At 73.9% G+C, this 25724-nt stretch carries 25 protein-coding genes and 1 riboswitch; of the genes, 10 read left to right on the top strand and 15 right to left on the bottom strand.

Annotated features, from left to right (window positions below; genetic code table 11):
• Nucleotides 1–106: 106 nt before the first annotated feature.
• The 7 genes from AB0472_RS00655 to AB0472_RS00625 all read right to left on the bottom strand — a co-directional run bounded on the left by AB0472_RS00655 (nucleotide 107) and on the right by AB0472_RS00625 (nucleotide 7943).
• Entirely contained in the window at nucleotides 107–916 is an 810-nt protein-coding gene (locus tag AB0472_RS00655; RefSeq protein WP_366352120.1) for an ECF transporter S component, read from the bottom strand.
• The gene (locus AB0472_RS00650; RefSeq protein ID WP_366352118.1) at nucleotides 913–2553 is read right to left on the bottom strand and encodes an ATP-binding cassette domain-containing protein; all 1641 of its coding nucleotides are present in this window, start codon (nucleotides 2551–2553) and stop codon (nucleotides 913–915) included. Before AB0472_RS00650 ends, AB0472_RS00655 begins: the two co-directional genes overlap by 4 nt.
• Nucleotides 2550–3854 carry an energy-coupling factor transporter transmembrane component T gene (locus AB0472_RS00645; protein WP_366352117.1) on the bottom strand — a complete coding sequence of 435 codons (1305 nt, stop codon included), beginning with the start codon at nucleotides 3852–3854 and terminating at the stop codon, nucleotides 2550–2552. Before AB0472_RS00645 ends, AB0472_RS00650 begins: the two co-directional genes overlap by 4 nt.
• Nucleotides 3847–4473 (bottom strand): SCO2322 family protein, encoded by a 627-nt coding sequence (locus AB0472_RS00640; protein WP_366352115.1) that lies wholly within the window; start codon nucleotides 4471–4473, stop codon nucleotides 3847–3849. The genes AB0472_RS00645 and AB0472_RS00640 overlap by 8 nt, the downstream gene beginning before the upstream one ends.
• Nucleotides 4470–5696 carry a prenyltransferase/squalene oxidase repeat-containing protein gene (locus AB0472_RS00635; RefSeq protein WP_366352114.1) on the bottom strand — a complete coding sequence of 409 codons (1227 nt, stop codon included), beginning with the start codon at nucleotides 5694–5696 and terminating at the stop codon, nucleotides 4470–4472. Before AB0472_RS00635 ends, AB0472_RS00640 begins: the two co-directional genes overlap by 4 nt.
• Nucleotides 5697–5804: 108 nt before the next feature.
• A riboswitch (cobalamin riboswitch) is annotated at nucleotides 5805–5934 on the bottom strand.
• Between the two features lie 417 nt (nucleotides 5935–6351).
• Complete coding sequence (locus tag AB0472_RS00630) at nucleotides 6352–6726, bottom strand: antibiotic biosynthesis monooxygenase (RefSeq protein WP_366352112.1); 375 nt, start codon at nucleotides 6724–6726, stop codon at nucleotides 6352–6354.
• A 176-nt stretch (nucleotides 6727–6902) separates the two neighbouring features.
• Entirely contained in the window at nucleotides 6903–7943 is a 1041-nt protein-coding gene (locus AB0472_RS00625) for a hypothetical protein (RefSeq protein ID WP_366352110.1), read from the bottom strand.
• A 266-nt stretch (nucleotides 7944–8209) separates the two neighbouring features.
• Between AB0472_RS00625 and AB0472_RS00620 the strand changes: the two genes are divergently transcribed.
• A complete protein-coding gene (locus tag AB0472_RS00620) occupies nucleotides 8210–8791 on the top strand; it encodes an XRE family transcriptional regulator (RefSeq protein ID WP_366352109.1) in 582 nt (193 codons plus the stop codon).
• On the opposite strand, the gene AB0472_RS00615 is transcribed toward AB0472_RS00620, so the two are convergent.
• Nucleotides 8784–9872, bottom strand: a complete 1089-nt coding sequence (locus tag AB0472_RS00615) for an MBL fold metallo-hydrolase (protein ID WP_366352107.1) — start codon at nucleotides 9870–9872, stop codon at nucleotides 8784–8786. The genes AB0472_RS00620 and AB0472_RS00615 overlap by 8 nt on opposite strands.
• 150 nt (nucleotides 9873–10022) lie before the next feature.
• Between AB0472_RS00615 and AB0472_RS00610 the strand changes: the two genes are divergently transcribed.
• From AB0472_RS00610 to AB0472_RS00595, 4 genes are all read left to right on the top strand, one after another.
• On the top strand, nucleotides 10023–10595 hold the full coding sequence (locus AB0472_RS00610; RefSeq protein ID WP_366352106.1) for a GNAT family protein: 573 nt from the start codon (nucleotides 10023–10025) through the stop codon (nucleotides 10593–10595).
• Entirely contained in the window at nucleotides 10592–12769 is a 2178-nt protein-coding gene (locus AB0472_RS00605; RefSeq protein WP_366352105.1) for a prolyl oligopeptidase family serine peptidase, read from the top strand. Before AB0472_RS00610 ends, AB0472_RS00605 begins: the two co-directional genes overlap by 4 nt.
• Nucleotides 12770–12841: 72 nt before the next feature.
• Nucleotides 12842–14299 carry an aldehyde dehydrogenase gene (locus tag AB0472_RS00600; RefSeq protein WP_366352103.1) on the top strand — a complete coding sequence of 486 codons (1458 nt, stop codon included), beginning with the start codon at nucleotides 12842–12844 and terminating at the stop codon, nucleotides 14297–14299.
• A gap of 9 nt (nucleotides 14300–14308) precedes the next feature.
• Nucleotides 14309–14542 (top strand): ferredoxin, encoded by a 234-nt coding sequence (locus AB0472_RS00595; protein ID WP_366352101.1) that lies wholly within the window; start codon nucleotides 14309–14311, stop codon nucleotides 14540–14542.
• Here the strand turns inward: AB0472_RS00595 and AB0472_RS00590 are convergent.
• Together AB0472_RS00590 and AB0472_RS00585 are read right to left on the bottom strand one after the other, a co-directional pair.
• The gene (locus AB0472_RS00590; protein WP_366352099.1) at nucleotides 14539–15168 is read right to left on the bottom strand and encodes a 1,4-alpha-glucan branching protein; all 630 of its coding nucleotides are present in this window, start codon (nucleotides 15166–15168) and stop codon (nucleotides 14539–14541) included. The two genes, AB0472_RS00595 and AB0472_RS00590, sit on opposite strands and share 4 nt — an antisense overlap.
• Nucleotides 15169–15518: 350 nt before the next feature.
• On the bottom strand, nucleotides 15519–16154 hold the full coding sequence (locus tag AB0472_RS00585; RefSeq protein ID WP_366352097.1) for a TetR family transcriptional regulator: 636 nt from the start codon (nucleotides 16152–16154) through the stop codon (nucleotides 15519–15521).
• 219 nt (nucleotides 16155–16373) lie between these two features.
• Here AB0472_RS00585 and AB0472_RS00580 point away from each other — a divergent pair, with 219 nt between their 5' ends.
• Genes AB0472_RS00580 through AB0472_RS00570 form a run of 3 tightly spaced genes read left to right on the top strand, consistent with a single transcriptional unit; the run spans nucleotide 16374 to nucleotide 19614 of the window.
• On the top strand, nucleotides 16374–17783 hold the full coding sequence (locus AB0472_RS00580; RefSeq protein WP_366352095.1) for a glycosyltransferase family 4 protein: 1410 nt from the start codon (nucleotides 16374–16376) through the stop codon (nucleotides 17781–17783).
• Complete coding sequence (locus tag AB0472_RS00575) at nucleotides 17777–18547, top strand: class I SAM-dependent methyltransferase (RefSeq protein WP_366352093.1); 771 nt, start codon at nucleotides 17777–17779, stop codon at nucleotides 18545–18547. The genes AB0472_RS00580 and AB0472_RS00575 overlap by 7 nt, the downstream gene beginning before the upstream one ends.
• A complete protein-coding gene (locus tag AB0472_RS00570; RefSeq protein ID WP_366352091.1) occupies nucleotides 18544–19614 on the top strand; it encodes a prenyltransferase/squalene oxidase repeat-containing protein in 1071 nt (356 codons plus the stop codon). The genes AB0472_RS00575 and AB0472_RS00570 overlap by 4 nt, the downstream gene beginning before the upstream one ends.
• A gap of 98 nt (nucleotides 19615–19712) precedes the next feature.
• On the opposite strand, the gene AB0472_RS00565 is transcribed toward AB0472_RS00570, so the two are convergent.
• A complete protein-coding gene (locus AB0472_RS00565) occupies nucleotides 19713–20000 on the bottom strand; it encodes a hypothetical protein (RefSeq protein ID WP_366352089.1) in 288 nt (95 codons plus the stop codon).
• 137 nt (nucleotides 20001–20137) lie between these two features.
• On the opposite strand from AB0472_RS00565, the gene AB0472_RS00560 reads away from it, so the two are divergent.
• A complete protein-coding gene (locus AB0472_RS00560) occupies nucleotides 20138–20701 on the top strand; it encodes a hypothetical protein (protein ID WP_366352087.1) in 564 nt (187 codons plus the stop codon).
• Nucleotides 20702–20724: 23 nt separating this feature from the next.
• Here AB0472_RS00560 and AB0472_RS00555 read toward each other — a convergent pair whose 3' ends face one another.
• The 4 genes from AB0472_RS00555 to AB0472_RS00540 form a co-directional block, all read right to left on the bottom strand.
• The gene (locus AB0472_RS00555) at nucleotides 20725–21735 is read right to left on the bottom strand and encodes an LLM class F420-dependent oxidoreductase (protein WP_366352085.1); all 1011 of its coding nucleotides are present in this window, start codon (nucleotides 21733–21735) and stop codon (nucleotides 20725–20727) included.
• 95 nt (nucleotides 21736–21830) lie between these two features.
• Nucleotides 21831–22634: a hypothetical protein gene (locus AB0472_RS00550; RefSeq protein WP_366352084.1), complete on the bottom strand. Its 804-nt coding sequence runs from the start codon at nucleotides 22632–22634 to the stop codon at nucleotides 21831–21833.
• Between the two features lie 144 nt (nucleotides 22635–22778).
• On the bottom strand, nucleotides 22779–23711 hold the full coding sequence (locus tag AB0472_RS00545; RefSeq protein WP_366352082.1) for an N-acetylmuramoyl-L-alanine amidase: 933 nt from the start codon (nucleotides 23709–23711) through the stop codon (nucleotides 22779–22781).
• Nucleotides 23712–23733: 22 nt separating this feature from the next.
• On the bottom strand, nucleotides 23734–24387 hold the full coding sequence (locus AB0472_RS00540; RefSeq protein WP_366352080.1) for a class I SAM-dependent methyltransferase: 654 nt from the start codon (nucleotides 24385–24387) through the stop codon (nucleotides 23734–23736).
• Nucleotides 24388–24568: 181 nt separating this feature from the next.
• Here AB0472_RS00540 and AB0472_RS00535 point away from each other — a divergent pair, with 181 nt between their 5' ends.
• Nucleotides 24569–25621 (top strand): aldo/keto reductase, encoded by a 1053-nt coding sequence (locus AB0472_RS00535; RefSeq protein ID WP_366352078.1) that lies wholly within the window; start codon nucleotides 24569–24571, stop codon nucleotides 25619–25621.
• Nucleotides 25622–25724: the final 103 nt, after the last annotated feature.

The following is a 25724-nucleotide window of genomic DNA, read 5'->3' as shown; positions in this document are numbered from 1 at the left end:
TGGCAAACCGGATATGGCGGGAAAGTCCGACTACTGTTCCGGATCGTAGGTGACGTGCGTCATGTGGGGTGCTTCACCGGTCGCGTCACCGGGCGCGTACGGCCCCTCACGTCCCGGGGCCGTCGAATGTGACCGCGGTCTCGAAAGCGGCCCGCCGGGTGGCCCGGCGCAGCGCCCGCAGCAGCGCCGGTCCGAGGAGGAGGGTGAGGGCGACCGTGCACAGGGCCCGGCCCAGGTTCCAGCCCATGGCGGTGGCCAGGCTGTAGGCGAGGAAACGGGCCAGGTTGGCGGCGGCCCCGGCGTGCGGGTCGAAGGAGAGGTTCGAGGCGTTGCCCGCCAGCAGCGGCCAGCCCGCCAGGTCGACGACCAGGCCGTAGCCGAACGCGGCCAGGAAGCCGTACCCCGCCAGCAGTGCCAGCTCGCCACGGCCGCGCAGCCGCCCGGCGCCCGGCAGCAGACCGGCCCCCATCGTGAACCAGCCCATCGCCAGCATCTGGAACGGCAGCCACGGCCCGACCCCGCCGGTGAGCAGCGCCGACGCGAACATGGTGAGCGAGCCGAGCGTGAACCCGAAGCCCGGCCCGAGCACCCGCCCGCTCAGCACCATCAGGAAGAACATCGGCTCGATCCCGGCGGTTCCGGCGCCGACCGGCCGCAGCGCCGCCCCGGTCGCGGCCAGCACGCCCAGCATCGCGACCGCCTTCGGGCCCAGCCCCGACTCGGCGATCGTCGCCGCCAGCACGGCGACCAGCAGCACCAGCAGGCCGGCGAAGAGCCAGGGCGCGTCCTGGGCGTGCGAGGCGATCCGGGAGGACGGCGGGGCGAGGAACGGCCAGCCGACGGCCACCACCCCGACCGCGCTGACCAGGACGAGAGCGGCCAGCGAGCGGGGGCCGAGCCGCACCGGGCCGGTCATGCCAGGGCCTCGCGGACCTGGGTCACGGTGAGCCACGGCTCGGGTGCGAGGACCTTCGTCACCTGCGGCGCGAAGGACGGCGAGGAGACGACGATGTCGTCGGTGGGCCCGTCCGCGATGACCTCGCCCTCCGCGAGCAGCACCACCCGGTGCGCCAGCTCCGCGGCCAGCTCCACGTCGTGCGTGGCCAGCACGATCGCGTGTCCGTCGGCGGCGAGCCCGCGCAACACACCGACCAGCCGGGCCTTCGCCGCGTAGTCCAGGCCCCGGGTGGGCTCGTCGAGCAGGAGCAGCGGCGGCCGGGCGGCGAGGACGACGGCCAGCGCGAGGGCGAGCCGCTGCCCCTCGGAGAGATCACGGGGGTGCGTGCCGTCCGCGACCCCCGGCAGCAGCTCGGACACCAGCCCGCGGCAGGTCCCCGCGGCCGCCCCCGCGTCCCGGTCGGCGGCCGCGCACTCGGCACCGACCGTGTCGGCGTACAGCAGGTCACGGGGTTCCTGCGGGACCAGCCCGACCAGGCGTACGAGGTCGCGGGGGCGCGTGCGGTGCGGGACCGCGCCGCCGACCCGGACCGCGCCGGAGCCCGGTTCGACGAGCCCGACCAGGGCGCCCAGCAGCGTGGACTTCCCGGCGCCGTTGCGCCCCATGAGGGCGACGGTCTCCCCGGCGGCGACGGTCAGGTCCACGCCCCGCAGCGCGTCGACCCGGCCCCGGCGGACGCCGAGGGAGCGGACCTCGGCGAGGGGAGCAGCGGGACCGGCCGCAGGACCGGCCGCAGGGCCGGTCGCGCTCGCGGGCCGCTGCTGCGGGACCAGCCCGGCGAGCCGCTCCCGCAGCCCGTCGGCCGTCGCCCGCCGCCGGGCGTCGCGCACCGTCATCGGCAGCGGCGACCACCCCGCCACCCGCCCCAGCTCCACCACCGGCGGACACACCGGAGACACGGCCATCACCTCGGCGGGCGTCCCGTGCACCGGCGCGGCCCCGTCCCCCGGGAGCAGCACGACCCGGTCGGCGTACTGCACCACCCGCTCCAGCCGGTGCTCGGCCAGCAGCACCGTCGTGCCCAGGTCGTGCACCAGTCGCTGGAGCACGGCCAGCACCTCCTCGGCGGCGGCCGGATCGAGCGCGGAGGTCGGCTCGTCGAGGACCAGGACCGCGGGATGCGGGGTGAGCACCGACCCGATCGCGACCCGCTGCCGCTGCCCGCCGGAGAGCGTGGCGATCGCCCGGTCCCGCAGCTCGGCGAGCCCCAGCAGATCCAGCGTCTCCTCCACCCGCCGCCGCATCACCGCCGGGGCGATCCCCAACGACTCCATCCCGTAGGCGAGTTCGTCCTCCACCGTGTCGGTCACGAAGTGGGCGAGCGGATCCTGGCCCACCGTGCCGACGACGTCCGCGAGTTCACGCGGCCGGTGGGTACGGGTGTCCCGGCCGGCCACCGTCACCCGGCCGCGCAGGGTGCCGCCGGTGAAGTGCGGCACGAGCCCGCACACCGAGTTCAGAACCGTCGACTTCCCGGTCCCGGACGGGCCCACCAGCAGGACGAGTTCACCCTCCGGCACCTCGAAGTCGACGCCCTGCACGGCGGGTCGGGCCGCGCCCTCGTACGTCACGGAGACGTCCTCGAAGCGGATCACGACGGCTCCTTCGGCACGGCGAGGGCGGGCAGCAGACCGAGCAGCACGGCGGCCGCGGGCCACAGCGGAAGAGTGGGGGACACCAGGGGTACGACCCCGGGTTGCAGGGCGGCCGGGTCGCGGACGGACGCCAGGGTGAGCAGGGCGGCGACGGCGGCGCCCGACCCGGACACCAGCCAGGCCCGCGCGTCCCACGGGTCCGGCCGGTACCGGGTGCGCGGCGAACGCCGGCCGCCGAGCCGCAGCCCCGCGAGCGCGGCGGCCACCCCGGCCGGCAGGACGGCCGCTCCGTAGCCGCCGCCCTCGGTGGTGAGCAGCCCGTACAGCCCCGCGCAGACGCCGAGCAGGCCACCGAGGGTGAGCCCGGCCGTCGTACGGCGGACCCGGTCCGGGACGTCGGCGCTGCGGCCGTACCCGCGCGCGTCCATCGCGGCGGCCAGGGCGACCGACCGCTCCAGCGCGCCCTCCAGGACCGGGAGGGCGACCTGGAGCAGGCCGCGGAGGCCGGAGTCGGGCCGGCCGCGCAGCCGCCGGGCGGCCCGCAGCCGCTGCACGTCGGCCACCAGGTGCGGTGCGAAGGTGAGCGCGACGACGACGGCCACGCCCAGCTCGTACAGGGCGCCGGGCAGGGACTTGAGCAGCCGGGCCGGGTTGGCGAGCGCGTTCGCGGCACCGACGCAGACGAGGAGGGTGGCGATCCGGAGCCCGTCGTAGAGCGCGAAGACGAGCGCCTCGGCCGTGACCTTCCCGCCGAGGCGGATGCCCTGGGCCCAGTGCGGGAGCGGTATGTCGGGGAGGGCGACGAGGGTGTGCGCGCCGGGCACGGGCGAGCCGAGGACCACGGTGAACGCGAGCCGTACGAGCAGCACGGCGAGGCCGAGCCTGGCGAACGCGGCGTAGGAGCGGGACCAGGGGGCGGTCCGGCTGCGGCAGGTGGCCACGACGTACGCGGAGACGGCGATGAGCAGACCGAGCAGGAGCGGGTTGGTCGTCCGCGACGCACCGACCCCCAGCGAGAGGGACCAGAGCCACCAGGCGCCGGGGTGCAGGGCGCGGGCACGTGGGGACCGGGCCGCTCGCCCGCGCTTGCGGGGTACCGCCTGCGCCCACCCGTGCCGCCCCAGCGGCACGACTGCCCGCAGCCTGAACAAAGAACTGCACCGCCCCTCCAGGCCCGCAGAGAACTGCGCGAGCACCCCCCACCGTCCCGCGGCGCCCCGACTGCCCGCGGCGGGGTCGTGCCCCGTCAGGGGCGCGGGGAACTGCGCGTCGAGCCCCCACCGGCCCGCGGTGTCAGTCATTTCTGCGCCGTCGTGCCTGCCAGAAGGCTCCCGCGGCGAGGACCACGACGACCCCCGCACCCGCCAGCAGCCCGAGTGACGGCCCGCCGTCCGACGTGCCCCCGGCCGCCCCCGCGGTCACCTTCTCGCCGCACCCTCGCGCCGGATACCCCCCGATCGCGCACAACAACGCGTTCGTGTCGTACCGCAGCGGCTTCGCCACCGTCGCCAGGGCGTCCGCCGCCGTCGCGTCCTCGGGCACCACCGCGCAGGCCGTCCGCCGCGTGGGCGGCTTCTCGCCGGGGGGCGCGTCCGCCGTCGTACCGAAGTCGACGACCAGCCCCACCCGCTTCCGGCCCCCGACGGCGGGCGTGTCCGCACAGATCGTGCCGAACTCGGCCGTGCCGCGCGGCTGCGACGCGTCCGCCGAGTCCTCGCTCACCGCGAAGCGGAAGCCCTCGACCGAACCGTCGCCGGGCCGCGCGGTCGACGGGCCCTGCGTGGCGTACGTCCAGCGCGCACCGTCCCGCTCCCAGAAGGACCAGTAGCGGTATCCGGTGGCCGCCGCCGGCCCCACGGCCGTCGCGCACAACGTCAGCGCGGCCAGGAGCAGCAGCCCCGCACGGCGGACCGCGGTCACAGCTGCCGCTGCTTCCGGCGGCCGCTGAACAGGAAGCCGATGCCGATACCGGCGACGAGCCCGGTGCCGACGATCCACCACACGCTGCTGCCCGACTTCTTCTCCCCGGCCTTCTCCTCGGCCTGCTTCGTGGCGGCCGCCTCCGGGGCCGGTCCGGTCGCGTTCAGCGCCGTCACCAGGTTCGTGCCGCCGAAGTCACGGGGGTCCTTGCCCATCGCGTGCGCCGCGAAGATCAGCTCGGCGTAGGCCGCGGGTCCGCTCTGCCTCGCCCACGGCACGGCGTGCGCCTCCAGCCAGGCGTACGGCTTCTGCGCGGGCTTCGTCCAGCCCTGCGCGGCCATGGCGACCACCGCGTCGGCGGTGTTGCCGTAGTCCGGCTGGGGCTCGGCGCCGGGCAGGGCGGAGACCAGGTAGCCCTTGGTGGCGGTGGCGTCCCCCAGGTAGGCGGCGCCGTTGCGGGCCAGCTCGGCGGGGGTGAGGGCCTTGTCGGAGTTGGCGCAGACATACCCCTCCGCCGGGGCCTTCCCGGCCGTCGTCACGAACCCCTTGCCGAGGGCCTCGAGCACCCCCGCCGCGGTCGCGTCCGCGTTGGCGGTCAGCTTCCCGGTCTTCTTGTCCGGCTGGTAGGCGAGGGCCCCGCCGCCGTCCTGGTCGCAGGGGACGGACCACTTGGCGAGGAGGTCGTAGGGCGACCTGTCCGCGCTCGCGCCGGCCGTCGCGAGCGCGCCGACGACCACGCCGGTGGAGTTGGTGTCGCTGGGCGAGCCCGTGGTGTAGCCCCAGCCGCCGTCCTTGTTCTGTACCGACTTCAGCCAGGTCACCGCCTTGTCCGCGGCAGCGTCGTGCCCGCCGACGGCCTTCAGCGCCTGTACGGCGGCGGCCGTGCTGTTCGTGTCGACCGGCACCTTGGCGTCACAGGCCGCCGTCGGCTCGGCGCGGAACGCGGCGAACGCGCCGTTCGCGCACTGCTGCCCGGCCAGCCAGTCCACCGCCTTCGCGGCCGGGGTCACCCCCACCGCGCGCTGGGCCAGCAGGGCGAGGGACTGGCGCCAGACGCCGTCGAACTTGGGGTCCGAACCGCCGTAGAGCCCCGACGGGAGCACCGTCGACGCGGACGGCGACGGGGAGGTGGTACCGGCGGCCAGCGCGGTCGTCGCGGGCACGGCGGCCCCGATGACGGCGGTGGCGGCCAGTACCCCGGCGGTGCGGCGGAGGACGGTCATGGTCGGCGGGTGCCTCTCCCTGCGGGGAGCCGGGCAGCGCGGGAGACCCCGGCGGCTCGGCTCCGTAAACCTCGACGGTGCCGTGCGACGACGGGCGTCGGCGCACGTGAGCCGATCAACGTCCCGGGCGCGGCGGTCCGGCTTGCCATGGCAGGTGGCTCACGGTTGCGGGTCAGCGCCGGAATTGCACCGGCTTCCCCCCGTACGGGTGATGACGACCCGGCTACTTTACCGGCCGCCCCGGGGAAGCTGAGAGGGGGCTGTGCGGGGACCGTCTCGTCGGGGTCGTGCCATGACGGGGAGACCGCTCGGGGTGGGGCGTTCCGCCGACGTGTACGAGATCGACCAGGCGTGGGTGCTGCGCCGGGACCGGGACGGCTGGGGGCGCGGCCGCCGAGGGCGCGGTGCGGGCGTGGGTACGGGGGGGCGCGGGTGTCCGGCACCCCGGGCGCGGCCGACCGGGTCCCGTACCGAACCGGTCATGGCGCGGCTCTCCGGCCCGACCCTGCCGGCGGCGCTGCTGACGGGCGGGACGGGCCCGGCGGCGGCCCTGCGCCCGCGCGCGGTCAATCCGGCGATGAGCCGAGCGGGAGTCGAAGTGCTCGACGCGGCGGGCCGGTTGGTACGGTCGATCGGCTTCTGGCCTTCCGGTCCGCTAGCCTTCCGCCGCCGCGGACTGCCCCCGTGTGAAACCGTGGCTCCGTTCCACCTTCGCCACGTGCAGGGTGTAACTCTCGTACCACTCGGCCCGCCCGCGCCGCTGCGCCGCCCGGTGCTCGGCGTCGGTCCGCCACCGCGTGAGCGCGTCGGCGTCGCGGAAGTACCCGACGGTGATGCCCAGCCCGCCGGGGGTCTGCGCGTGGTCCATCCCCAGGTACCCGGGGATGTCCTTCACCAGGTCCTCCATGCGTGCGTTGGTCTCGCCGTAGCCGCTCTGGTCCTCGGTCCGCACCGAGGTGAAGACGGCCACGTAGTAAGGGGGTTCGTAGGCCTCGACGGGCACGACGGGCGCTTCGGTGTGATCGCTCATGGCCGCACCGTAGGCCGGAACGCGCCCGCTGATCCAGCGCCTTTTGGGAACGTGGCGGCGCCCCGAAGGGGGCGCTGGGGGTACCCCCGGCCGAAGGCTGGGGGAGGAACGGCGCGCTCGGCCACGACGGCGCCGTAGCCGACGGACCGCACGGCGCGGCACGTCCTCAAGCGCGCTCAGGCCGCGTCCGCGAGCGGCGCGATGCCCGCCGAGAGGTGGCGGGCCATGCGGCGCAGCGCGTCCTCGCAGGCGTCCGGGGTCTCGCCCACCGCCACCCAGAGGGCCAGCCGGTCGGCGGCGGTGGCGTGCGGGCCCGCGGTGACGGGGTTGCCGGTGTGCTGGAGGAGGAGCATGCGGTCGGCGCCGGGCTCGCCGGCGGCGTCGGGGGAGAGGTCCAGGTGGTCGAGGCGGCCGGTGACGGCCGGGTACGCGAACTGGATCGCGGCCGTCCGCTGCCGGGTGGGTGTGGTGTCGGGCGTCTCGCCGGTGGCGAGGGCGGCCGCGGCCCGGGCCAGGTCGACGCCGGTGGCCCGTCGGACGAGGAGCGGGATCAGGTCGCCCGGGAGATGCGGGGCGACGTCGGTGACCCGGGGGCCGCGGTCGGTGAGGGTGAGGCCGATGTGCAGGACGCCCCGGTCGACACCGAGGGCGTGCACGGTGCGGTCGACGGCCAGGCGCAGGAAACGGTTGTGCAGGAGGCCGTCGTGGGCGTGCACGGTGTGCCGGAGCGGCTGCCGGGCGGGCGCCGGACCCAGGGCCGTACGGGTGATGGCGGCGATGCGGATCTCGCCGTCGAGGACGACCGCCTCGGCCGAGACGCGGGGCGTGCCGGGGTCGTCGGGACCGCCGGTGGGAACGGTGTGGGCGGCCAGCAGGGCGCGCAGTGCGGGCGGGTCGCTACAGGCTTCGGCCGCGGTGAGGGAGGGGCCGGGCAGCCCCAACTGCCCGGCGATCCTCGCGGCGGCGACCGCGTACTCGCCCGAGAAGGTCAGCACGCCGCGGACTCTGTGCCGGGCCGCGAACCGCACCACCGCCGACGCCGTTGCGCCGCCTTTGCCGGGGTCCGCCGCGAGCCGACCGGCCAGGCACGGCTGTGCCCAGGCGGGCGGCGCGGCGTCCACCAGCAGCACCGGCCGGGCCGCGGCGACACGCGCCAGCACGAACTCGTCGTACGCGCAGCGGCGTCCGGCGCCGAGGAGCAGGACGGGCTGCGGCATCGGTTCGCCTCACCTTCCGGGGAGGAGGCGGGGCGGCTGGTCGCCCTGGCTGCCGCTCCCCCATAGGCGACACCCGGGGCGGGTCGGTTCGACCGTGGCCTGGTGACGTGATCCTTTCCTGTCAGACCGTCATATGTCAACAATTACTGCCTACTTGCGCAGTGGTACTTGTCATGTCTGGTGGGCGGTACCGGTGATTCGGTAGCCTCGCGTCTGCCCGGCCCGTTCGGCCGGCCGGCCGATCACGCGCGCGCAGGGGGACCTTGGTGAGTGACGCCCGTGCCCCGCTGACCGGCGTACTGGAACGGCTCGGGGAACTGACCGGACGTCCCGGACGGCTCTGCGAGGTCCTGGACGTGGCCGACCTGTCGTACCGCACCGGCATCCCCGTCGGGGTGGTCGCCGAACTCCTCGCGGGCGGCGCCGCACCCGAGGCGGGGCTCGCCGAACGGGTCCGCCAGCGGCTCGACTTCATCCGTGAGAACCGGCGCAGGCCGGACGGCAAGCGGTACTCGCTGGGCGAGCTCGCGGCGATCGCCGGCACCAGCAGGCAGTGGCTCAGCGAGTGGCGCAAGAGCGGGCTGCCGAGCCTCGAACACACCGACCGGCTGCGGCGGTTCTTCGGCCTCCCGCCCGGCTTCTTCACCGCCGACGAGCCCGAGGCGCTGTACGAGGCGCTCCAGCCGGTGCTGCAGGGCCTGCAGGCCCAGGCCGACCCGCTCTCCAGCCTCCGCGAGAACGGCCTGGTCCGCCTCGCGGCCCGCGCCCCCCAGATGAACCCCCGCCAGCTCGCCACCCTCGCCGACCTCGCGGAGATGCTCATCACGGCCGGGGGCGCGGTCAACTGAGCCGGATCGGCCGGACCGCCACGTAGGTCACCGGCTCGCTCCCCGGTACCGCCTCCGCGCGGCCCAGCTTCACCAGGCGGCGCAGGTGTGCCTCGGCCTCCGAGACGGCGATGTTCCGCGATCCGTAGGGGATCTGGTCCCACGGCCGGTTCCACTCCATGCGCACCGCCAGCTGCCACGGTGTGAGCGGCTGCCGGAGGAGGGTGAGCAGGCCGGAGAGGCGTTCCTCGTGGTGGGCCAGGAGTTCGTGGACCCGTCCCGGTGCGTCGGTGAAGGTGTGCTGGTGGGCCGGGAGGATCTCGGCGGGGGCGAGGCGGCCGACGCGCTCCAGGGAGTCGAGGTAGTCGCCGAGGGGGTCGGTGACGGTCGCGTCGTCGGGGTCCTCGTAGAGGCCGATGTGCGGGGTGATCTCCGGGAGGAGGTGGTCGCCGGAGAACAGGCGTCCGTGGCCGGGCAGCCGGGCCGGGTGCTCCTCCTCCAGGTGCAGGCAGACGTGGCCGGGCGTGTGTCCCGGTGTCCAGACGGCACGCAGCCTGCGGCCCGGGAGGTCGAGGAGTTCGCCGGGGAGGATCTCCCGGTCGGGAAGCGCGGGGGCCAGGCCGGGCGGGGTGCTCCGACGGCGGGGTCCCGCGCGCAACGGCGCCACGTGCTCGTCCGGCGCCCCCGCGGCCGTCAGCTTCGCCGCCATGTACGTGAACCACCGCTCCGGCCGGGTCTCCCGCGCCCGGCGCACGATCGCCGCGTCGGCCGCGTGCATCGCGATCCAGGCCCCGGAGGCCTCGCGCACCCGCCCCGACAGCCCGTGGTGGTCGGGATGGTGGTGCGTGATGACGACCCCGTGCACCTCGCCGACGCCCGTACCGCACGCCTCCAGCCCCGCCGCCAGCACGTCCCACGACCCGGGGTCGTCCCACCCGGTGTCGACCAGCACCGGCCCCCGGTCGGTGTCCATCACGTACACCAGCGTGTGGCCGAGCGGATTGTCCGGGATGGGCACCGCGACCGACCGCACGCCCCCGCCGAGATCCCGTACGGCCACCTCCGGCGCCGCCCCCGCCGACTCGCCCAGACTGTCCGCCATCAGCCTTCCTCCGCCCCCGTCCGGTCCCGCCGGCCCCACGGCCGCTTCCCACTATAACCAGAGCTGATGATCCGTCAGATAGTCGGTACGGGCCCGGTGCGACCGCATATCGGATTGCCGTCGGCCGCACCGGCCGGATAAGAAACGAACATGCTCAGAGGTGACACGGTCGGGCTCAGGGCCCGGTACGAAGAGGACATCCCGGTGCTCCGGGCCGAGCTCTACGACGACGTGGTCAACTCCTCGCGGGCCGAGAGCCGCCCGTGGCGGCCGGCCGCACCCGGCTCGAAGGACGCCCGGCTCCTGGTGGACGACAACGACGAGGGCAGCGTCAGGTTCTCCGTGGTGGAGCTGGCGGGCGGCACCCTGGTCGGCACCGCCGCGCTGTGGGGCATCGACACCCACAACCGCCTCGCGCACGTCGGGCTGGGCCTGCTGCCCGCCGCCCGCGGCAAGGGCTACGGCACCGACGTGGTCGCGGTCCTGTGCCACTACGGCTTCGCCGTGCGCGGCCTGAACCGACTGCAGGTCGAGACCCTCGCCGACAACACCGCGATGCTGCGCGCCGCCGAGCGCAACGGCTTCGTCCACGAGGGCGTGCTGCGCTCCTCGGCCTGGGTGCTCGGCGAGTTCCTGGACGAGGTGCTGCTCGGGCTCCTCGCCGCGGAGTGGCGGCCGGCCGCGCAGGCCCACGCCCGGAGTGCCGGACGGACGGGCGCATGAGGCCCGCCGCCGAGGGCGCGGCGCCGGGCACGGAGGTCTCCCCGCTGCTGCGCCAGCTCGCCCGCACCCGCCGCTTCACCCTCGGCGCACCCACCCGTCCCACCGTGGCGCCGGACGGAGCCCGGGTCCTGTTCCTGCGGAGCCGGGCCGGGGACGACCCGGTCACGTGCCTGTGGACGCTCGACCCGGCGACCGGCACCGAGCGGCTGCTGGCCGACGCCGCCGGACTGCTCGGCGACGCGGCCGACGAGGTGCCGGAGGAGGAACGCGTCCGGCGCGAGCGCGCCAGGCAGCAGGCCGCCGGGATCACCGACTACGCCACCGACGCGGCGGCCCGGACGGCCGCGTTCGCGCTCTCCGGACAGCTGTGGCTGGTGGACACGGAGTCCGGCGCCGTACGGCGGCTGCCCGCCCGGCAACCGGTGGTCGACCCGCGGCCGTCCCCGGACGGCCGGTACGTCGCCTACGTCTGCGGCGGGGCGCTCCGGGTGATCGGCGCCGACGGCGGCGGCGACCGGACGGTGGCCGCGCCCGAACCGGCGGAAGGCCCGGACGTCTTCTTCGGCCTGCCCGAACACGTGGCGAGCGAGTCGATGGACCGCCACCGGGCGTACTGGTGGGCGCCGGACGGGGAACGGCTGCTGACCACCCGGGTGGACAACCGCCAGGTGGCGCTCTGGTACCTCGCCGACCCGGCCGACCCCGCCAGGCCGCCGCGCGCGATGCGCTACCCGCGGGTCGGCACCGCCAACGCCGACGTCACACTGTGGATCGCCGACCTGGCGGGCCACCGCACCGAGGTCCGCTGGGACCGGACGGGCTTCGAGTACCTGCCCACGGCCGGCTGGGACCGGCACGGTCCGTTCGCCGTCGTGCTCAGCCGCGACCAGCGCACCTGCCAGGTGCTGGCCGTCGACCCGGCGGACGGCTCGACCGGCCTCCTGGCCGAGCGGCGCGACGAGCGCTGGGTGGAGTTGCTGGTGCCCGGGGTGCCCGCGCGGACGGACACCGGCCGGCTCGTCGACTACCTCGACCGCGACGAGACGCGGCATCTGACCGTCGACGGCACCCCGGTCACGCCGGACGGCCTGCAACTGCACGAGGTGCTCGCGGTGGACGGCGAGACGGTGTTCTTCACGGCGGCCGTGGAACCCACCGAGCGCCATGTGTGGAGGTACCGTCCGGGCCAAGGCCTGCACCGGCTGACGGAGCGGCCGGGGGTGCACTCCGGCGCGTTCGGCGGCGGCACCTTCGTCCGCGTCACGCGCACACCCGAACTGCCGGGCTCGCACACCACCGTGCACCGGCCGGCCGGGGACGGCGCCCCGGAGCCGGACGGCCCCGCTCCCGTCGAGATCCGCTCGCACGCCCAGCGGCCGCTGCTGTCCCTGCGCGTCGAGTCCGCCGTCGTGGGACCGCGCGCACTGCGCACCCACCTCTTCCTGCCCTCCTGGCACCGGGCCGGCGACGCCCCGCTGCCGGTGCTGCTCGACCCCTACGGCGGCCCGGCCATGCAGAAGGTGCTGGCCGAACAGACCTCGCACGCCTTCGTCTCCCAGTGGTTCGCCGAACAGGGCTTCGCGGTGCTGGTGGCGGACGGCGCCGGTACGCCCGGACGCGGGCCGCGCTGGGAGAAGGAGATCTTCGGCGACCTGCTCGGACCCACCCTCGACGACCAGGTCACCGCCCTGCGCGCGACGGCCGCGCGCCGTCCGGAGCTGGACCTCGGCCGGGTCGGCATCCGCGGCTGGTCGTTCGGCGGGATCCTGGCCGCCGCCGCGGTGCTGCGCAGGCCCGACGTCTTCCACGCCGCGGTGTCCGGCGCCCCGCTCACCGACCAGCGACTCTACGACGCCTGCTGGAAGGAGCGCTTCCTCGGCCTGCCCGACCGGTACCCGGAGCACTACGAGTCGTCCTCGCTGCTCGCCGACGCCCCGAAGCTCAGCCGCCCGCTGCTGCTGGTGCACGGACTGGCCGACGACAACGTCTTCGTGGCCGGCACCCTGCAGCTGTCCGCCGCCCTGCTGGCCGCCGGGAAACCGCACGAGGTGCTGCCGCTGAGCGGCATGACGCACGCCGCACCGGCCGACGACACGTTCGCCCGGCTGCTGGGGCACCAACTGGAGTTCCTCAGGCGCCACCTGACCGGCCACCCCGCCACGACGCCCGGCTAGCGCGCCCCTGGCTTACTTCAACTAGAACTGGTATCAGTTCTGAAACATCGTCAGGAAGGGTGGCGGGGCGCCATGACCGAGTTCCTGGAACACGGACAGCTCTTCATCGGCGGGGAGTTGACCGACCCCCTGGGCAAGGACGTCATCGAGGTGGTCTCTCCGCACACCGAGGAGGTCTTCGGGCGGGTACCGCACGCCTCGCGGGCCGACGTGGACCGGGCGGTGGCGGTGGCGCGGCGGGCGTTCGACGAGGGGCCCTGGCCGCGGATGACGCTGGAGGAACGGATCGAGGTCGTCACCCGGATCAAGGACGCGATCGCCGTGCGGCACGAGGAGATCGCCCGGGTGATCTCCTCCGAGAACGGTTCGCCGTACTCCTGGAGCGTCCTCGCGCAGGCGCTCGGCGCGATGATGGTGTGGGACGCGGCGATCAGGGTCGCGCGCGACTTCACGTACGAGCACGCGCGCGACGGGGTGCTCGGGCGGATCCTGGTGCGGCGGGAGCCGGTCGGGGTGGTGGCGGCCGTGGTGCCGTGGAACGTGCCCCAGTTCGTGGCCGCCGCGAAGCTCGCCCCCGCGCTGCTCACCGGCTGCACGGTGGTGCTGAAGCCGTCCCCGGAGTCACCGCTGGACGCGTACATCCTGGGCGAGATCACGAAGGAGGCCGGGCTGCCGGAGGGCGTGCTGTCGATCCTCCCGGCGGACCGCGAGGTGAGCGAGTACCTGGTGTCCCACCCGGGCGTCGACAAGGTCTCCTTCACCGGCTCGGTCGCGGCCGGCCGGCGCGTGATGGAGGTCGCCGCGAAGAACCTCACCCGGGTGACCCTGGAACTCGGCGGCAAGTCGGCGGCCGTCGTGCTGCCGGACGCGGACGTGGCCGCCGCCGTCGCCGGCATCGTCCCGGCGGCCTGGATGAACAACGGCCAGGCCTGCGTCGCCCAGACCCGCATCCTCGTCCCGCGCTCGCGCTACGACGAGTTCGCCGACGCCTTCGCGGCCGCGGCGAGCGCCCTGAAGGTCGGCGACCCGCTGGACCCGGCCACCCAGGTGGGCCCGCTGGTCGCGCGCCGCCAGCAGCAGCGGAACCTGGACTACATCCGCATCGGGCAGGAGGAGGGCGCGAAGATCCTCACGGGCGGCGGCCGTCCCGCCGGTCTGGACAGGGGCTGGTACGTCGAGCCCACCCTCTTCGGCGACGTCGACAACTCCATGCGGATCGCGCGGGAGGAGATCTTCGGCCCGGTGATCTGCCTGCTCCCGTACGGCGACGAGACCGAGGCCCTGAAGATCGCGAACGACTCGGAGTACGGCCTGAGCGGCAGCGTCTGGACGGCGGACGTGGCACACGGCATCGAGATCGCGCGGCAGGTCCGCACCGGCACCTACTCCGTGAACACCTTCAGCCTCGACATGCTCGGCCCCTTCGGCGGCTACAAGAACTCCGGCCTGGGACGGGAGTTCGGGCCCGAGGGGTACGGCGAGTTCCTCGAACACAAGATGATCCACCTGCCGGCCGGCTGGGAGGGGTGAGGGGCCGCCATGGGTGACCGCTGGCACGTCGAGGTCGACCGTTCGATCTGCATCGGCTCGGCCCAGTGCGTCCACCGCGCCACCGGGGCCTTCCGCCTCGACTCCGCCATGCAGTCCCACCCGGTGGACCCGGAGACGGACGCCAGCGGAAGGGTCCTCGACGCGGCGGAGAACTGCCCGGTGGAGGCGATCACGATCACCCTGCTGGACAGCGGGGAGGCGGTGTTCCCGCCGGAGGACTAGCGCCTTTCCAGAGCGGCGAACAGGCCGCGGGCGCGGGAGCCGTCCGGCCGGTCCCAGGCGCCGGTGACCTGCCCGACCGCGCCGTCGGGTGCCGTCGCCCCGGCCGTCAGCACCCGCCGCAGCCGCAGCACCAGGCCGTCGCCGTCCGGTACGGGGAACTCGGTGCTCTCGTCGGTGTCGACGGGGGCGCCGAGGGCGGGCACGGGACCCGCACCGGTGTAGGACCGGGCGACCTCGCGGTCGGGGGTGTCGGTGACGCTCTGCGCCTGGGCCTCGGCGCGGCCCTCGATCAGGGCGAGCAGTGCGCCGGTGAGGACCGGGTCGTGGCAGCCGTCGTAGGCCCAGCGGGTGCCGAGGACCCCGTGCTCCATGGTGCCGACGAGCGCGTGCTCGGCGCCGGGCAGCGGCGCGCCGCGGTAGGTGAGCGGCACGAGACAGGCCGCCGGGCCGTCCGTGACGACCATGAACTCGATCCCGACCTCGCCCGCCGGGTCGTCCAGCCGGAATCCGCCGGCCCTCGTCAACTCCGGTGCGGCGGGGCCGTGGTACCAGGGGCGGGTGGGGAGCCAGCCGGCGAGGAGCTCGACCTTGGTGGGCTTGAGGGTGGTGTGGTGGATGAGTGCCATGGGGGGATTCTGCGGTCGGGCGGCGGCGCCCCGCCAGGAGGTTTCCGGCTGTGGGGGGCACCTCTATCAGGAAAAGTCCAAAAAATCCATCTTTGGGGGTTCTCTTCTGCTTCAGGCGTTCTATGCTGGAAGCAGCCTACGAGGCGAGTGAGGGAGTCCGAGCGGAGTAGCCGACTCAGGCGTGACGCAGATGCAGAAGCATCCGCCGGTGCCGACGTCGACGGTCGGGCTGAGAGGCCGGAAAGCAGCAGTCGGGCCGGACGGCGACCCCCAGGACCTGATCCGGACCATGCCGGCGAAGGGAACCCGTCTCGTAGGTCTTCGCATGTCCTGCCGCGGTCTTCGCATGTCTACCGCGCCGCCCGGGGCTCCGGCTCCGTCAGGTCGATCAGGCGGCACACCGTCTCGATGTCGATCTTCACCTGCGCGATGGAGGCGCGGCCCGAGAGCCAGGTGATCAGTGCCGAGTGCCAGGTGTGCTCGATCACCCGGACGGCGGACAGCTGGGCCGGGGTGGGGTCGGTCAGGCCCATCGCGTCCAGGATGATCGCCGTCGTCTGCCGGGAGACCTGGTCCACCTCGGGGGAGACGCTGCGGTCGGCGAAGGTGAGGGCGCGGACCATCGCGTCGGCCAGGTGCGGCTCCCGCTGCAGGGCCCGGAAGGCCCGCATCAGGGTCTCGGCGACCCGCTCGGAGGCCGTCGCGCCCGCCGGCGGCTTCTTGCGCAGCGTGCCGTGCATGTGCTCCAGCTGGTCCTGCATCGTCGCGACCAGCAGGTGCACCTTGGACGGGAAGTAGCGGTAGAGCGTGCCCAGGGCCACCTGGGAGGACTCGGCCACCTCCCGCATCTGCACCGCGTCGAAACCGCCCCGGCTGGCCAGCTGGGCGCTCGCGTGCAGGATCCGGCGGCGCCGGGCCTCCTGCCGCTCGGTGAGCGGCGGGGTGGCCGATCTGGCGCCGATGTCCACCTTGGCTTCCGCAGGCATGGGTCCCGTCCGTGACAGTCGGTGAGGGCAGTGCTCAGGGCGAGTGATCAGACAGCATGGCAGGGGTTCCGCCGTGGCGCGAATCACCCGATGCACTGCTCACTCCGCCCCTACCTGCCGGTAGATTCAGAGCCTCTTGAACGATCAAGTCTGAAACTTGTTCTAGATTAGCGTCCCGGCGTAATCTCGCGGGAAAGTGCAGGGAGAAGGGGGCCCGGGGTGACCGCTGAGGCCAGTCGGGCGGGTGCCGACGAGGAACCCGCCGCCGACGGCGAGCGACCGCTCGACATCGCGCTCCTCACCTATAAAGGGAACCCGTTCTGCGGCGGGCAGGGTGTCTACGTACGGCACCTGTCGCGCGAGCTGGCCCGGCTCGGGCACCGGGTCGAGGTGATCGGGTCGCAGCCGTACCCCGTCCTGGACGAGGGATACCCCCGGCTCACCCTCACCGAGCTGCCCAGCCTCGACCTGTACCGCTCCCCGGACCCCTTCCGGACGCCGAAGCGGGACGAGTACCGGGACTGGGTCGACGCCCTCGAAGTGGCCACCATGTGGACCGGAGGCTTCCCCGAACCGCTGACCTTCTCGCTGCGCGCCCGCCGCCATCTGCGCGCCCGCGCCGGGGAGTTCGACGTCGTCCACGACAACCAGACGCTGGGGTACGGCCTGCTGGGCGACATCGGCGCCCCACTGGTCACCACCATCCACCACCCCATCACCGTCGACCGGCAGTTGGAGCTGGACGCCGCCGAGGGCTGGAAACGGCGCTACTCCGTACGGCGCTGGTACGCCTTCACCCGGATGCAGAAGCGGGTCGCCCGCCGGCTGCCCTCCGTGCTCACCGTCTCCGGCACCTCCCGGCAGGAGATCGTCGACCACCTCGGTGTCCGCGAGGACCGCGTCCACGTCGTCCACATCGGCGCCGACACCGACCTCTTCGCGCCGAATCCCGCGGTCCCCCAGGTGCCCGGCCGGATCGTCACCACCTCCAGCGCGGACGTGCCCCTCAAGGGGCTGGTGTACCTCGTGGAGGCCCTCGCCAAGGTGCGGACCGAGCACCCCGCCGCCCACCTCGTCGTCGTCGGCAAGCGGCCCACCGAGGGGCCCGTCGCGCAGGCGATGGAACGTTACGGCCTCGCCGGTGCCGTGGAGTTCGTGAAGGGCATCTCCGACGCCGAACTGGTCGACCTCGTCCGTTCCGCCGAGGTCGCCTGCGTGCCCTCGCTCTACGAGGGCTTCTCGCTGCCCGCCGCCGAGGCCATGGCGACCGGCACCCCGCTGGTCGCCACGACCGGCGGCGCGATTCCTGAGGTCGCCGGGCGCGACGGGGAGACCTGCCTGGCGGTACCGCCGGGCGACGCGGGCGCGCTGGCCGCCGCGCTGAGCCGGCTGCTCGGCGACCCGGAACTGCGGCTGCGGCTCGGCGCGGCCGGCCGCGAGCGCGTGCTGCGGCACTACACCTGGGCGCGCGCCGCTCAGGGCACGGTGGCCCGCTACCGCGAGGCGATCGCCCGCGCCGCGGCCGGTACCGGCGCCGCCTCCGTCGCCCCCGCCGCGCCCCGCAGTCCCGGCCGCGACGCGGCCTCAGCTGGTGTTCGTCACGAGAGTGAAAGCAGGGCCACGTGCTGACCGTCGACTTCTCCCGGTTCCCGCTCGCGCCGGGCGACCGCGTCCTGGACCTCGGCTGCGGGGCCGGCCGGCACGCCTTCGAGTGCTACCGGCGGGGCGCGCAGGTGGTGGCCCTCGACCAGAACGCCGAGGAAATCCGCGAGGTCGCCAAGTGGTTCGCGGCGATGAAGGAGGCGGGCGAGGCCCCGGCCGGCGCGACCGCCACCGCCATGGAGGGCGACGCCCTCGCGCTGCCCTTCCCGGACGAGTCCTTCGACGTCGTCATCATCTCCGAGGTGATGGAGCACATCCCCGACGACAAGGGGGTGCTCGCGGAGATGGTCCGGGTGCTCAGGCCCGGCGGCCGGATCGCCGTCACCGTGCCCCGCTACGGCCCCGAGAAGGTCTGCTGGGCGCTCTCCGACGCCTACCACGAGGTCGAGGGCGGCCACATCCGCATCTACAAGGGCGACGAACTGGTCGGGAAGATCAGGGAAGCCGGGTTGCGGCCCTACGGCAGCCACCACGCGCACGCCCTGCACTCCCCGTACTGGTGGCTCAAGTGCGCGTTCGGCGTCGACAACGACAAGGCGCTGCCGGTGCGGGCGTACCACAAGCTGCTGGTCTGGGACATCATGAAGAAGCCGCTGGCCACGCGGGTCGCCGAGCAGGCGCTGAACCCCGTCATGGGCAAGAGCTTCGTCGTCTACGCCACCAAGCCGCACCTGCCCCCGGTGTCCGGCGAGGCGGGGAAGACCGGGAAGACCGGGGTGGCCGCCAAGTGACCACCCCCCGGACAGAACACCTCGTCCTGCCCGGGGTCCTCACCGCCGAGCAGGCCGCCGCGACCGTCCGCGGCATCCTCGCCGTGCAGCGGGAGGACGGCGCGATCCCGTGGTTCCGGGGACACCACCTCGACCCCTGGGACCACACCGAGGCCGCGATGGCGCTGGACGCGGCCGGGGAGCACGCGGCGGCCGAGCGGGCGTACCGCTGGCTGGCCCGGCACCAGAACGAGGACGGCTCCTGGTACGCCGCCTACGCCGACGGCGCGCACGACGACGTCACCGACCGCGCCCGCGAGTCCAACTTCGTCGCGTACATCGCCGTCGGCGTCTGGCACCACTACCTCTCCACCGGCGACGACACGTTCCTGGACCGGATGTGGCCCGCCGTCCACGCGGCCGTCGAGTGGGTGCTGCGGCTGCAGCAACCGGGCGGCCAGATCGGCTGGCGCCGCGAGGACGACGGCACGCCCACCGACGAGGCGCTGCTGACCGGGAGTTCCTCCGTCCACCACGCGCTGCGCTGCGCGCTCGCCATCGCCGAGCAACGGGAGGAGCCGCAGCCCGACTGGGAGTTGGCGGTGGGCGCGCTGCGGCACGCGATACGGCGGCACCCGGAGCGGTTCCTGGACAAGGACCGGTACTCGATGGACTGGTACTACCCGGTCCTCGGCGGGGCGTTGACGGGCGCGGAGGCGGGCGCGCGGATCGAGAAGGACTGGGAGCGCTTCGTCGTGCCCGGGTTCGGGGTGCGGTGCGTCGTCCCCAATCCGTGGGTGACGGGCGGTGAGTCGGCCGAGCTGGCGCTGGCGCTGTGGGCGGTGGGGGAGTCCGACCGGGCGCTGGAGATCCTGCAGTCCATCCAGCACCTGCGGGACGCCGGGTCGGGGCTGTACTGGACCGGGTACGTCTTCGAGGACGACGCGGTGTGGCCGCGGGAGCTGACGACGTGGACGGCGGGGTCGTTGCTGCTCGCCGTGGCCGCGCTCGGGGGGCATGACGCCACCTGTGCCGTCTTCGGGGGCGCGGAGCTTCCGTCCGGGCTCGAGGTGGACTGCTGCGCCTAGCGGGGCAGGGGGAGCCGTGGTACCGCGGGGGCGGGCCCGTCCTCTCTCGCGCAGTGACCCGCGCCCCTGTCAGGGGCGCGGGTCCGGGCCGGGGCTCTTCAGTGGCGGTGCATGCGATTCGCTATCGCGTGACCGATGAACAGGTAGACGACCGCTGCCAGGCCGTACCCCGCCACCACCCTCGCCCACGCCTCGTCGAAGGTGAACAGGTCGTGCGACCAGCCGGCGAGCCAGTCGGCCGCGTCGTGGACGAACTGGACCAGGCTGTTCGCCCGGTTCGCGTCCAACAGGTACATCAGGATCCAGAGGCCCAGGATGAGGGCCATGACGTCGGCGACGAGCGCGACGACCCTACCGGCCTGATTGGCACCGCGTTCAGAGGACATACCCTGCGGCTTGCCGCTGAACGGTCCTTGAAACCTGTACCGTGTCCGTCCCGAGTGGCGAGGTGCGGCCATCTGGGTGAGGCTGCCGGAGGAAGCAACCCGCTCGGGGAGGACACCGAGACACACGGGAGGATCCCGTGCCCGTACCGATACGGCGCCTCGTCGTCACGCTCACCCTCTGCTGTGCCCTGGTCGCCGGTGTCACCGCCTGCGCCACCGGCACCCGGAGCAGGTCCGTCGACACCGGCGTAGCGGCGGCCGCGGTGGCCGCCACGCCCAGTCCGAGCACGTCCGCGCAGAAGCAGAAGTTCGCCAAGACCCGGTTCGTCGCCAACGCGGGTCTCGCCGCGGGCGCGACCTACCAGTGGATCGTCAAACCGTGGAAGGCCGGGAAGTTCAAGAAGGGCGCCCACGGCCGCACCTTCACCCTGGTCAAGGCGGCCCTGGCCGGCACCTTCGCCTACAACCGGCTCAAGGCCGCCCAGCGCAACGCCCAGGGCGACCCGCTGCTCGCCAAGGCCCTCGCCCCGCTGACCGCCGCGATCGACGGCCTGAAGGACCTGCCGTCCAAGCTCCGCAAGGGCGACGGGGACGCGGCGAGTTCGTTCCAGGACGTCATCAACAACGTCAAGGACGCGGGCAAGAGCGCCGGCGCCCCGGTCACCAACCAGGTGCCCAAGACGTCCCAGCTCACCCACTGACGACCACGACCGCCGTCGGGCGGCTAGGAGTTGAGCTCGGCCAGCACCCGCAGGGTGTGCGGGTCGGGGGACACGGCCAACAGGTCGGTCACCGGGCCCTTGCGCCACAACTCCAGCCGCTCGGCGATGCGTTCGCGGGGACCGATCAGGGAGATCTCGTCGGCGAACGCGTCCGGCACCGCCAGCACGGCCTCTTCGCGCCGCCCGGCCAGGAACAGCTCCTGGATCCGCCGCGCCTCCTCCTCGTACCCCATGCGGGCCATGAGGTCGGCGTGGAAGTTGCGGGCGGCGTGGCCCATGCCGCCGATGTAGAAGCCGAGCATGGCCTTGACGGGGAGGAGCCCCGCCGCCACGTCGTCGCAGACCCTGACCTGGGCCATGGGGGCGACGAGGAAGCCCTCCGGGAGGTCGGCGACCGCCGGGCCGTACACCTCGGGGCGGCTCGGCGCCCAGTACAGCGGCAGCCAGCCGTCGGCGATCCGGATCGTCTGGGCGACGTTCCGCGGCCCCTCGGCCCCGAGCAGGACCGGCAGGCCGGCCCGGAGCGGGTGGGTGATGGGCTTGAGCGGCTTGCCGAGACCGGTGGCGTCCGGCCCCCGGTACGGGAGCGGGTGGAAGCGCCCGTCCACCGTCACCGGTCCCTCCCGGCGCAGCACCTGCCGTACGACGTCCACGTACTCCCGGGTCGCGGTCAGCGGTGACTTCGGGAACGGGCGGCCGTACCAGCCCTCGACGACCTGCGGCCCGGACAGCCCGAGCCCGAGCAGCACCCGGCCCCCGGACAGGTGGTCCAGGGTCAGCGCGTGCATCGCGGTGGTGGCCGGCGACCGGGCCGCCATCTGGGCAACGGCCGTACCCAGCTTGATCGTCGACGTCTGCGCGGCGATCCAGGTGAGCGGGGTGAAGGCGTCCGAGCCCCAGGACTCGGCCGTCCACACCGAGTCGTACCCGAGTCGCTCCGCCTCCCGCGCCAGCGGCACATGGTCGGAAGAGGGCCCACGCCCCCAGTAACCGAGTGCCAACCCGAGCCTCATGGCCGCCTCCTGACGTCACGTCAGACAATCGCCGGGCGACTGTACGACAACGGCCCCTCACCCGGAAGGGCAAGGGGCCGCAGGTGCGGGGCTGTTCAGCCGCGCTGGATCCCGGAGGTGTCCTGGAGCACGCCGCGGCGGCCGTCCTGGGTCTGCGCGACCAGCGCGGCACCGCGCTGCTCCACCGCCAAGTACCAGGTGCCGGGAGCGAGTTCGGCGATCGGTGCGGTCGAGCCGTCCTCCGCGAACAGCGGCCGCGGCACCGGCACGGCGAACCAGAACGGCGAGAAGTCGGGGGCCGGCGCCTGCGGCGCGGCGGCCGGCTGCTGCTGGCCGTAGGGCTGACCGGGCTGCGGCTGCGGCTGCGCGCCGTAGGGCTGACCGGGCTGCGGGGCGCCGGCGCCCGGGTAGCCGTAGCCGCCGGGGGGCTGGGCGCCGTAGGGCTGCGGGGCCTGCGGCTTGGGGGCCGGGATCAGGGCCGCCTGGAGCGCCGGGACCAGCGGGGTGGCGATCGCGGCCGCGGCCAGGACCAGTGCCGCGATCAGACCGAGGATCAGACCGGAACCCGCGCCGACGTCGGCGCCGCCCAGCTGGTCGGAGAACGCGCCCAGCGGGTCGATGGTCGACCAGAACGCGGTCCACAGGGAGAACACCGTGAGGCCGACGCCGATCTGGCCCAGGTCGAGACCGGCGAACTTGAACGGCTGCGGCAGCGCGCGGGCGAGGACGATCAGGACCGCGCCGGCGATGCCGCCGACGTACATGCTCATCACGAGGCCGAGGTTGTCCCAGGCGTTCGGGCCGGACTTGTCGAACGTGTCGAGGAACGACGCGACGAACAGCAACACCGCTGCTCCGATCACCGCGCCGTCGCCTCTAGTGAGGGAGCGGATATTCACTTCAGGTCCTTCGTGGGTCGTCTCGTCGGCGGAGGAGGCGTCGCGAGGGTGTGCCCCTCATCGTAGGAATCGATTGTAGGAATCGCAGGGACGACACTATCGCCCGAACGATCAGGGTGTCCGCCCGGACCGGCCCGCCGATGCCTACCCCCGCAGGAAACTCACGATTCCCTCAGACATCCCCTGCGCCGCCTTCTGCCGCCACGCCCCGCTCGTCAGCAACGCCGCGTCCTTGCTGTCGCGCATGTTGCCGCACTCGATGAACACCTTGGGAACCGTTGACAGATTGAGACCGCCGAGGTCCTGGCGCACGTCGAGACCGGTGCCGCCGCCCACGTAGTTGGACGGCGCGCTGCCCGTGACCTTGGCGAAGTCGCTCTCGATGCGCTCGCCGAGGGTGCGCGAGGAGTCGACGATCGGGCGGGTGTCGGCGGCGCCGGAGTGCACGGAGGCCGGGAGGATGACGTGGAAGCCGCGGTCGCCCTCGGGTGCTCCGTCGGCGTGGACGGAGATGGCCGCGTCGGCGTGCGCGTCGTTGCCGATCTCCGCCCGCTTGGTCACGCACGGCCCCCAGGCCGGCCGGTCCCCGTCGTGGGTCAGCTTCACCGTGGCGCCCTGCCGCTCCAGCAGGGTGCGCAGCCGGTGCGCGACGTCGAGGGTGAAGCGGGCCTCGCTGTACCCGTCGTTGGTGGAGGTGCCCGTCGTGTCGCACTCCTTCCAGTTCGTCCCGATGTTCACCTTCTGGTTGATCTCGGACGTGTGCTGGAAGTTCCCCGGGTTGTGCCCCGGGTCGATGACGACGACCTTGCCCTGCAGCGGGCGGGCCGCACTCGGGCTCGGGCTCGCACCGGGCACCTTGGCGTCGTCGGTCGCCGCCGCGGCCGCCGACTTGGGCGCCACCGCGCCCGCCTGTCCGTCGCCGCTCCCGCCGGAGTTCCCGCCGGGCTTGCCCACCCCCTCGTACACCACCCAGCCGAGCAGTGCACCGGGCACCAGCGCGGCGAGACCGACGGCGAGCGGCGCCCGCCGGAACCGGCGCTGCTGCGGGGGATCGAGTTCCGGGCCTGTGTACGACACGTCTGCGACTCTAACCGCGCCGTCAGATCCCTGCCCCCGTTCGCCGCAGGACGCGCAGCGAGTCGTGGGCCGAGACCTCCGTGAAGGCGCCCGACTCCAGGGCGCGGAGGTAGACGCGGTAAGGGGCCTGGCCGGTGAACTCGTCCTTCGGGTCCGGGAAGACGTCGTGGATCAGAAGGAGGCCGCCTTGGGCCACATGGGGGGCCCAGCCCTCGTAGTCGGCGGTGGCGTGCTCGTCGGTGTGGCCGCCGTCGACGAAGACGAAGCCGAGCGGCGAGGTCCACAACGCGGCGACCTGCGGGGACCGGCCGACCACGGCGACGACGTGCTCCTCCAGGCCGGCCCGGTGCAGGGTGCGCCGGAAGGTGGGCAGCGTGTCCATCAGGCCGAGCTCCGGGTCGACCGTCTCCGGGTCGTGGTAGTCCCAGCCCGGCTGCTGCTCCTCGCTGCCCCGATGGTGGTCGACGGTGACCGCGGTGACCCCGGCCGCGCGGGCCGCGTCGGCGAGCAGGATCGTCGAGCGCCCGCAGTACGTGCCGACTTCCAGCAACGGCAGGCCGAGCCGCCCCGCCTCGACGGCGGCCGCGTACAGCGCGAGTCCCTCGCCGACGGGCATGAACCCCTTCGCCGCCTCGAACGCGGCCAGGATCTCGGGCTTGGGGGCTGCCGCGGTCATGGGCGTCCTCTCCCTCATTCAGTCGTACGGCTGTCCGGGCGTCCATGCTGCCGCACCCGCTCCGCCGGCCGGCCGCCCGGGGGGTGCGCCGCCCGGGCCGGCCGCGGGGGCTGGCTCTCAAGTGCACTCCAACTCCTACACTGGCGCGGCCAACCCGCCCCACCTGCAACGGAGTTCCGACATGCGCTATCGCGTCCTCGGCAAGACCGGCATCGAGGTCAGCACCCACTGCCTCGGCACGATGATGTTCGGGGGCGTCGGCAACCCCGACCACGAGGACGGCGCCCGGGTCATCAACGCGGCGCTCGACGCCGGGATCAACTTCGTGGACACCGCCGACATGTACTCGGCCGGTGAGTGCGAGGTGATCGTCGGCAAGGCGCTCAAGGGCAGGCGCGACGACGTGGTGCTCGCCACGAAGGTGCACTTTCCGCTGGGGGAGGGCCGCAACCGCAGCGGCAACTCGCGGCGCTGGATCGTCAGGGCCGTCGAGGACAGCCTGCGGCGGCTGGACACCGACTGGATCGACCTCTACCAGGTGCACCGTCCCGACCACACCACCGACATCGAGGAGACGCTGTCCGTCCTCGGCGACCTGGTGACGGCGGGCAAGATCCGGGCGTTCGGCTGCTCCACGTTCCCGGCCGAGGACCTCGTCGAGGCGCACCACGTGGCGGAACGGCGCGGGCTGATGCGGATGCGCACCGAGCAGCCGCCGTACTCGATTCTCGCCCGCGGCGTCGAACGGGCCGTGCTGCCCACCGCGCGGCGCCTGGGCATGGGCGTGCTGACCTGGTCGCCGCTCGCCTCCGGGTTCCTCTCCGGCGCCCACCGCGAGGGCCGGCCGGTCGACCTCACCACCGGGCGGGCCCGGCTCACCCCGCACCGCTTCGACCCCGCCGCCCCCGGCAACGCCGCGAAGTACGCGGCCGTCGAGCGGCTCGTCGCGCTCAGCGAGGAGGTGGGCTGCACCCTGCCGGAGCTGGCCGTCGCGTTTCCGCTGGTACACCCGGCCGTGACGTCGGTGATCATCGGCCCGCGCACCATGGACCAGCTCACCGCCCTGCTCAAGGGGGCCGACCTGCTCCTCGACGACGCGGTCCTCGACCGCATCGACGACATCGTGGCCCCCGGCACCGACCTCTACCGCGCCGACGGCGTCTGGCAGCCCCCGTCCCTCACGGACGAGTCCACCCGCAGACGCCCGACCGCCGAACGCGCGGCCGCAGCCTGACCCCGACCCCGGCAACGCCCCGCAAGGCGCGCCCGGAACAGCGCGCCCAGCCACGACGAACGGAGCCCACGGCCACGGGCTGACGCCGGCCCCGGCAGCGCCC

This window comes from Streptomyces sp. NPDC086777, from assembly GCF_040702065.1.
GTDB lineage: Bacteria > Actinomycetota > Actinomycetes > Streptomycetales > Streptomycetaceae > Streptomyces.
This window is presented reverse-complemented; position numbering and strand designations above follow the sequence as displayed.

What these genes read in the sequence shown, in the direction of transcription:
- AB0472_RS00655 (WP_366352120.1), bottom strand. Translation starts at nt 916, where the DNA reads ATGACCGGCCCGGTGCGGCTCGGCCCCCGCTCGCTGGCCGCTCTCGTC.
- AB0472_RS00645 (WP_366352117.1), bottom strand. Translation starts at nt 3,854, where the DNA reads ATGACTGACACCGCGGGCCGGTGGGGGCTCGACGCGCAGTTCCCCGCG.
- AB0472_RS00635 (WP_366352114.1), bottom strand. Translation starts at nt 5,696, where the DNA reads ATGACCGTCCTCCGCCGCACCGCCGGGGTACTGGCCGCCACCGCCGTC.
- AB0472_RS00630 (WP_366352112.1), bottom strand. Translation starts at nt 6,726, where the DNA reads ATGAGCGATCACACCGAAGCGCCCGTCGTGCCCGTCGAGGCCTACGAA.
- AB0472_RS00625 (WP_366352110.1), bottom strand. Translation starts at nt 7,943, where the DNA reads ATGCCGCAGCCCGTCCTGCTCCTCGGCGCCGGACGCCGCTGCGCGTAC.
- AB0472_RS00615 (WP_366352107.1), bottom strand. Translation starts at nt 9,872, where the DNA reads ATGGCGGACAGTCTGGGCGAGTCGGCGGGGGCGGCGCCGGAGGTGGCC.
- AB0472_RS00610 (WP_366352106.1), top strand. Translation starts at nt 10,023, where the DNA reads ATGCTCAGAGGTGACACGGTCGGGCTCAGGGCCCGGTACGAAGAGGAC.
- AB0472_RS00605 (WP_366352105.1), top strand. Translation starts at nt 10,592, where the DNA reads ATGAGGCCCGCCGCCGAGGGCGCGGCGCCGGGCACGGAGGTCTCCCCG.
- AB0472_RS00600 (WP_366352103.1), top strand. Translation starts at nt 12,842, where the DNA reads ATGACCGAGTTCCTGGAACACGGACAGCTCTTCATCGGCGGGGAGTTG.
- AB0472_RS00595 (WP_366352101.1), top strand. Translation starts at nt 14,309, where the DNA reads ATGGGTGACCGCTGGCACGTCGAGGTCGACCGTTCGATCTGCATCGGC.
- AB0472_RS00590 (WP_366352099.1), bottom strand. Translation starts at nt 15,168, where the DNA reads ATGGCACTCATCCACCACACCACCCTCAAGCCCACCAAGGTCGAGCTC.
- AB0472_RS00585 (WP_366352097.1), bottom strand. Translation starts at nt 16,154, where the DNA reads ATGCCTGCGGAAGCCAAGGTGGACATCGGCGCCAGATCGGCCACCCCG.
- AB0472_RS00565 (WP_366352089.1), bottom strand. Translation starts at nt 20,000, where the DNA reads ATGTCCTCTGAACGCGGTGCCAATCAGGCCGGTAGGGTCGTCGCGCTC.
- AB0472_RS00555 (WP_366352085.1), bottom strand. Translation starts at nt 21,735, where the DNA reads ATGAGGCTCGGGTTGGCACTCGGTTACTGGGGGCGTGGGCCCTCTTCC.
- AB0472_RS00540 (WP_366352080.1), bottom strand. Translation starts at nt 24,387, where the DNA reads ATGACCGCGGCAGCCCCCAAGCCCGAGATCCTGGCCGCGTTCGAGGCG.
- AB0472_RS00535 (WP_366352078.1), top strand. Translation starts at nt 24,569, where the DNA reads ATGCGCTATCGCGTCCTCGGCAAGACCGGCATCGAGGTCAGCACCCAC.